Origin of the sequence: Vibrio sp. (assembly GCF_048266485.1) — a bacterium.
In the GTDB taxonomy this organism is placed as follows: domain Bacteria; phylum Pseudomonadota; class Gammaproteobacteria; order Enterobacterales; family Vibrionaceae; genus Vibrio.
Map to the genome: position 1 here is coordinate 1 of NZ_JBLWZK010000024.1, position 6,905 is coordinate 6,905.

Here is a 6,905-nt window from a genome sequence, read left to right on the forward strand (position 1 = left end):
GGTATTAGCAGCATCTCGCCCAATTTCACTACTCGCGTAATTTGATCTCTATCATGAAATTATCGCAATCGCTTCTCTAAGCTGGCGCCAAATTATGCAATGTCGATGTCTAGTTCATGAGTGGGAACTAGAATGCAGCAGGAGTAGGCGGTATGAGTAAGTTTCTTGATAGGTTCCTTTATTTCAAGCAATTGGGCGACACGTTTGCAGATGACCATGGTCAGACGCTTAAGACCAACAGAGATTGGGAGGATGGCTATAGAAGCCGCTGGCAGCATGACAAAATTGTCCGTTCTACCCATGGGGTTAACTGTACAGGCTCTTGCAGTTGGAAAATATATGTAAAAAACGGTTTGGTCACATGGGAAACACAGCAAACCGATTACCCTAGAACCCGCCCAGACCTGCCCAACCATGAGCCTCGTGGATGTCCCCGCGGCGCGAGTTACTCTTGGTATTTGTACAGCGCTAACCGTGTGAAATATCCCATGGTACGCAAGCGTCTAATTGAGCTGTGGCGAGAGGCGCGGCGTCAACATTGTGATCCCGTTGATGCTTGGGCTGCCATAGCTCGTTCACCAGAAAAGATGAAGACCTACAAGCAGCAGCGCGGCCGAGGCGACTTTATTCGCGCTGACTGGTCAGAAGTGAATGAGATCATTGCGGCATCCAATGTCTTTACTGCGAAAGAATATGGCCCCGACCGTATTGCTGGCTTTTCGCCGATCCCTGCAATGTCGATGGTGTCGTATGCTGCTGGTGCGCGATACTTGTCACTCATTGGCGGTACCTGCCTGAGCTTTTATGACTGGTATTGTGACTTGCCTCCAGCGTCACCAATGACGTGGGGAGAACAAACCGACGTCCCTGAGTCTGCTGATTGGTACAACGCCTCTTACATTATTGCGTGGGGTTCAAATGTGCCACAAACACGCACACCTGATGCCCACTTTTTTACCGAAGTTCGCTATAAAGGCACGAAAACCGTTGCGGTAACCCCAGACTATTCAGAAGTTGCCAAGTTATGTGACCAGTGGCTCAACCCTAAACAAGGGACTGATAGTGCGCTGTCAATGGCGATGGGCCATGTATTACTGAAAGAGTTTCACATAAAACGACAAACGTCGTATTTCCAGGACTATGCTCGACGCTATACCGACCTTCCCATGCTGGTGTTACTGGAGGAGACTGGCGACGGAAGTTATCGAGCGGGCCGCATGTTGCGAGCATCGGACCTAGTGGATGATCTAGGCGAGGCAAACAATCCTGAATGGAAGACCATTGCAATTGATAGCCACACGGGCCAGCTCGTGGCACCACTCGGTTCGCTTGGTTTTCGCTGGGGCGAAAAGGGGAAATGGAATCTTGAAGCTAAAGCGGGTAACACACAGCAGGATGTTGAGCTCCAACTGAGCTTATTAGAGCAGCATGATCAAGTGGTCGACGTGGGCTTTCCCTATTTTGGTGGCACAGCAAGTGAACACTTTGACAGTGTGCCATTGGAACAAACATTAACCCACAAATTACCAGTGAAGCAGTTAACGCTGGCTGATGGTCGTCAAGCGGTAGTCACTAGCGTATATGATCTTACATTGGCTAACTATGGTGTTGAACGTGGCTTAAATGATGTGAATTGCGCCGCCGAATATCATGAGTTAAAAGCCTACTCCCCAGCTTGGGCAGAACAAGTTACTGGCGTGCCCCAAGCCGATATCATCCGTATCGCCACCGAGTTTGGCGATAACGCGGAGAAAACCCATGGTCGCTCGATGATCATTGTGGGTGCTGGCGTTAACCATTGGTATCACATGGATATGGCATATCGCAGTTTCATCAATATGCTTATTTTTTGTGGCTGCGTGGGTCAAAGTGGTGGTGGTTGGGCACACTATGTTGGTCAAGAAAAACTACGGCCACAAACAGGGTGGCAACCATTAGCCTTTGCCTTGGATTGGCAAAAGCCGCCGCGGCATATGAACAGCACCTCTTTTTTCTATAATCACTCTAGCCAATGGCGCTATGAAACACTGCGCACGGATGAGTTGCTCGCCGCGAATGCCGATAAGTCTAAATTCAGCGGCAGCCTTATTGACCTCAACGTTCGCGCTGAACGCATGGGGTGGTTACCTTCGGCGCCGCAGCTAGACACCAACCCACTATCTATTGCCGCGCAGGCCCAAGCCGCAGGCATGTCCACCCAAGAATATACTGTTAACGCCCTAAAGCACGGCCAGATACGCTTTGCTGCAGAACAACCGGACAAAATACAAAACTATCCCCACAACCTATTTATCTGGCGCTCTAACCTGCTTGGCTCATCAGGTAAAGGCCATGAGTACATGCTTAAATACCTCCTGGGCACAGAACATGGTATTCAGGGGAAAGATCTCGGCGAACAGGGAGCGGTTACACCCGAAGAAGTTGAATGGCAAGACTCGCCCGCCACGGGAAAACTGGATTTGGTGGTGACATTGGACTTCAGAATGTCCAGTACCTGTCTCTATTCAGATATTGTGTTACCTACGGCCACTTGGTACGAAAAAGACGATATGAACACATCGGATATGCATCCGTTTATTCATCCGTTATCTGCCGCAGTTGATCCAGCATGGGAGTCAAAAACCGACTGGGAAATTTATAAAGGCATTGCCAAAAAGTTCTCCGAACTGTGTCACGGGCATCTAGGTAAAGAAACCGATGTGGTGACGTTACCGATTTTGCATGACACCGCGGCAGAACTGGCACAGCCATTTGGTGTCAAAGATTGGAAGAAAGGTGAATGTGAGCTTGTCCCTGGCATCAGTGCACCACACATTATTGAAGTAGAACGCGATTATCCAAATACCTATGCCCGCTTTACTTCATTAGGTCCATTGCTTGATAAGCAAGGCAATGGCGGCAAAGGGATCAACTGGGACACCCAAACTGAAGTCGATTTTCTCAAACAGCTTAACTATTCCCACAGTGAAGGAGCTAATGCCGGTCGGCCTAAAATTGAATCAGCCATTGATGCGGCTGAGGTCATTCTATCGCTGGCGCCGGAAACCAATGGCCAAGTTGCGGTAAAAGCTTGGGCTGCACTCAGTGAAGTTACCGGACGTGATCACACCCATCTTGCCCGTAATAAAGAGGAAGAAAAAATCCGCTTTAGGGACATTCAAGCGCAACCACGTAAGATTATCTCTAGCCCAACATGGTCAGGCCTTGAGGATGAACATGTCTCCTACAATGCTTGCTATACCAACGTTCATGAGCTAATCCCTTGGCGCACACTTTCTGGCCGACAACAACTTTACCAAGACCATGACTGGATGCGCGCGTTTGGTGAAAGCCTCGTTGTGTATCGTCCACCGATTGACACGCGTACCGCTCAGCCACTGTTAGGCAGCAAATCTAACGGTAATGCGGAAAAAGCCCTTAATTTTATTACACCGCACCAGAAGTGGGGGATCCACTCCACCTACAGTGACAACTTAATCATGCTGACACTGTCGCGGGGTGGCCCGATTGTGTGGATAAGTGAAACAGATGCCCGTGAATTAGGTATTGAGGATAACGATTGGATTGAAGCCTTCAATACTAACGGTGCGTTAACCGCACGCGCGGTCGTCAGCCAGCGCGTACCGGCAGGTATGGTGATGATGTATCACGCACAAGAACGCATTGTAAATATTCCGGGTTCAGAGATCACAGGTCAACGCGGAGGCATTCATAACTCCGTCACACGTATCAGCCCTAAACCTACGCATATGATTGGCGGTTATGGCCAGTTGTCTTATGGCTTTAACTACTACGGAACCGTAGGCTCAAACCGCGACGAATTTGTGGTCGTTCGCAAGATGAATAACGTTGACTGGCTTGATGAACAAAGTAACGAAGCCGCACAAAGTAAATCTGAACAGGAGAATATCTAATGAAAATCCGTTCTCAAGTCGGCATGGTGCTGAATCTCGACAAATGTATTGGTTGCCATACCTGTTCAGTCACCTGTAAAAACGTATGGAGCAGTCGCGAAGGCGTGGAATATGCTTGGTTCAATAATGTGGAAAGCAAACCGGGCGTGGGCTATCCCAATGAGTGGGAAAACCAAGAAAAGTGGCGAGGCGGGTGGATCCGTAAAATCAATGGCAAAATTGAGCCTAAAGCAGGTGGCAAACTCAGCTTGTTATCTAAAATTTTTGCCAACCCGCACATGCCAACGATTGATGACTATTATGAGCCGTTCAGCTATGACTACGAGCATCTGCAACAGGCCAAACAGAGTAAACATCAGCCTGTCGCTAGACCTCATTCACTGCTCACAGGTGAGCGTATGGATAAGGTCACCAAAGGCCCTAACTGGGAGGAGATCTTAGGGGGCGAATTTGCTAAGCGTAGTAAAGATAGCAACTTTGCCAACATGCAAAAAGAGATGTACGGCCAGTTTGAAAACACCTTTATGATGTACCTTCCTCGCTTGTGTGAGCATTGCCTCAACCCGGCCTGCGTAGCGACCTGCCCTAGTGGAGCAATCTATAAACGGGAAGAAGATGGCATTGTCCTTATCGATCAAGATAAGTGCCGCGGCTGGCGTATGTGTCTAACCGGATGCCCTTATAAGAAAATTTACTTCAACTGGAAAAGTGGTAAGTCTGAAAAGTGCATCTTCTGCTATCCGCGTATTGAGGCTGGCCAACCCACAGTATGTTCAGAAACCTGTGTTGGCCGCATTCGTTATCTAGGCGTTATGCTCTATGACGCGGATCGGATTGAGCAAGCGGCATCTACCGAACATCAAACCGATCTTTATCAGCGTCAGTTAGATATTTTTCTAGATCCTCATGATCCCGAAGTTATTGCTGAAGCATTGGCACAGGATATCCCTATGTCAGTGATTGAAGCGGCTCAACAATCGCCTGTCTATAAAATGGCCGTTGATTGGAAGTTAGCACTCCCGTTACACCCTGAATATCGTACCTTACCTATGGTGTGGTATGTACCACCGTTATCCCCTATTCAATCAGCCGCAGATGCTGGCATGTTGCCGCACGATGGTATTCTGCCGAATGTGGAAAGCTTACGCATCCCCGTACAATACCTCGCTAACTTACTCACTGCCGGTGATGAAAAACCGGTGCTAACGGCACTTAAACGCATGTTAGCAATGCGCCAGTTTAAACGAGCCGAGACCGTCGAAGGTGTGCTAGACACTCGCGCCCTTGACGAAGTCGGCCTCAGCGTTGCGCAAGCACAGGAGATGTATCGCTATTTAGCTATCGCAAACTATGAAGATCGCTTCGTCGTGCCATCTAGCCACAGAGAGTTGGCCAGAGAAGCATTTCCTGAAAGCAAGGGCTGTGGTTTTAGTTTCGGTGATGGCTGCCATGGCAGTGATAGCAAGACAAATCTATTTAATAGCCGACGTATCGATGCCATTGATGTCGGTGCGACATCGACTAAAAGATAGGCGGGGGGGATTTAATTATGATTAGCTTAATCATCATTGCGCGCTTATTAGAATACCCTAGCGAAGAGCTTTGGGAACACTGCGATGAGCTGTTTCACGAAGCGATGCAGGCCAACGAACTCACCAATGAACACAAGCAGCAATTGCTAGACACCATGACGGCGCTACTGAAAATGCCGTTCCTAGATGCTCAAGCCGATTACTGTACCTTGTTTGATCGTGGGCGCTCGACCTCTTTGCTACTGTTTGAGCATGTGCATGCTGAATCACGTGATCGCGGCCAGGCAATGGTTGATCTCATGGCCCAGTATGAAGCGGCTGGATTATCTTTAAATAGTCGAGAACTGCCCGATTTTCTACCGCTCTACTTGGAGTTTCTTGCGCATCAACCTCACGCCAAAATGCTCGAAGGATTACAGAATATTGTTCCTATTCTTGCGTTGCTAGCAGCACGGCTACACCAACGCCAAAGCCATTATGCCACGTTGTTTGATGTACTAATTTCACTTACAAATAGCGAAGTTAGCACCACCGAGTTGCAAGACAAAGTGGCCAGTGAAGCACGTGACGATACACCAGAAGCACTCGATGCCGTCTGGCAAGAGGAGCAAATCACTTTCATGGGAGATGCAGGTTGTTCTACCAGTGAGCAAACGCAACATCAACGTCGTTTTGCGGGCGCGGTCACTCCGCAATATCTCAATGTTGAAGCATTACATACTGCTGGCTCATGTGGAGACTAATAATATGAATTACATTAATCACTTACTGTTTGATATTTATCCTTATATTGTCCTCGCGGTATTTGTCATCGGTAGTTGGCTGCGTTACGACTATGGCCAGTACAGCTGGCGCGCTGGCTCTAGCCAAATTATGGATCGTCAAGGAATGCGGCTCGCCTCAAACCTATTCCATATCGGCATTATAGGTATCTTAGGTGGGCACTTTGTTGGACTGTTAACGCCACATTGGTTGTATGAGCCAATAATATCCGCACCGCATAAACAGTTACTCGCTATGACCGCTGGTGGCGTATGTGGTCTGATGACATTGATAGGCGGCGTATTGCTATTAAAACGGCGACTTACGAATACGCGCGTTCGAGCCTCATCTTCTTTTGCAGATATCATGATCCTGAGCTTACTCGTGCTGCAAGCGGCACTCGGGCTGACGACCATAGCCTTCTCTGCGGAGCATCTAGATGGTAGTGAAATGCTGAAACTGGCAGATTGGGCCCAGGCAATTGTGACATTCAGAGAAGGCGCGTCCACAAATTTACAGGATGTGGCCTTAATATTTAAACTGCACCTATTTCTCGGCATGACCTTGTTCTTACTATTTCCATTCTGTCGATTAGTTCATATATTTAGCGTACCACTTGAATATATAACCCGTCGTTATCAGTTGGTAAGAAGTCGAAGTTAGCGCAACAAATTAAAAAAAATACTCATAAAGGGTT

General features: G+C 48.2%; 4 protein-coding genes. All 4 read left to right on the forward strand.

Annotation, left to right across the window (positions count from 1 at the left end; translation table 11 throughout):
- Positions 1-152 precede the first annotated feature (152 nt).
- From ACN0T8_RS15505 to narI, 4 genes are read left to right on the forward strand one after another with little or no spacing between them, the layout of a single operon-like run.
- The gene (locus tag ACN0T8_RS15505; RefSeq protein WP_238895488.1) at positions 153-3,914 is read left to right on the forward strand and encodes a nitrate reductase subunit alpha; all 3,762 of its coding nucleotides are present in this window, start codon (positions 153-155) and stop codon (positions 3,912-3,914) included.
- Positions 3,914-5,446, forward strand: coding sequence for a nitrate reductase subunit beta (narH, locus tag ACN0T8_RS15510; RefSeq protein WP_417763801.1), 1,533 nt, complete (start codon positions 3,914-3,916; stop codon positions 5,444-5,446). Before ACN0T8_RS15505 ends, narH begins: the two co-directional genes overlap by 1 nt.
- A 17-nt stretch (positions 5,447-5,463) precedes the next feature.
- On the forward strand, positions 5,464-6,189 hold the full coding sequence (narJ, locus tag ACN0T8_RS15515) for a nitrate reductase molybdenum cofactor assembly chaperone (RefSeq protein ID WP_417881496.1): 726 nt from the start codon (positions 5,464-5,466) through the stop codon (positions 6,187-6,189).
- A gap of 4 nt (positions 6,190-6,193) precedes the next feature.
- Positions 6,194-6,871, forward strand: coding sequence for a respiratory nitrate reductase subunit gamma (gene narI, locus ACN0T8_RS15520; RefSeq protein WP_417763803.1), 678 nt, complete (start codon positions 6,194-6,196; stop codon positions 6,869-6,871).
- The last annotated feature ends 34 nt before the right edge of the window (positions 6,872-6,905 follow it).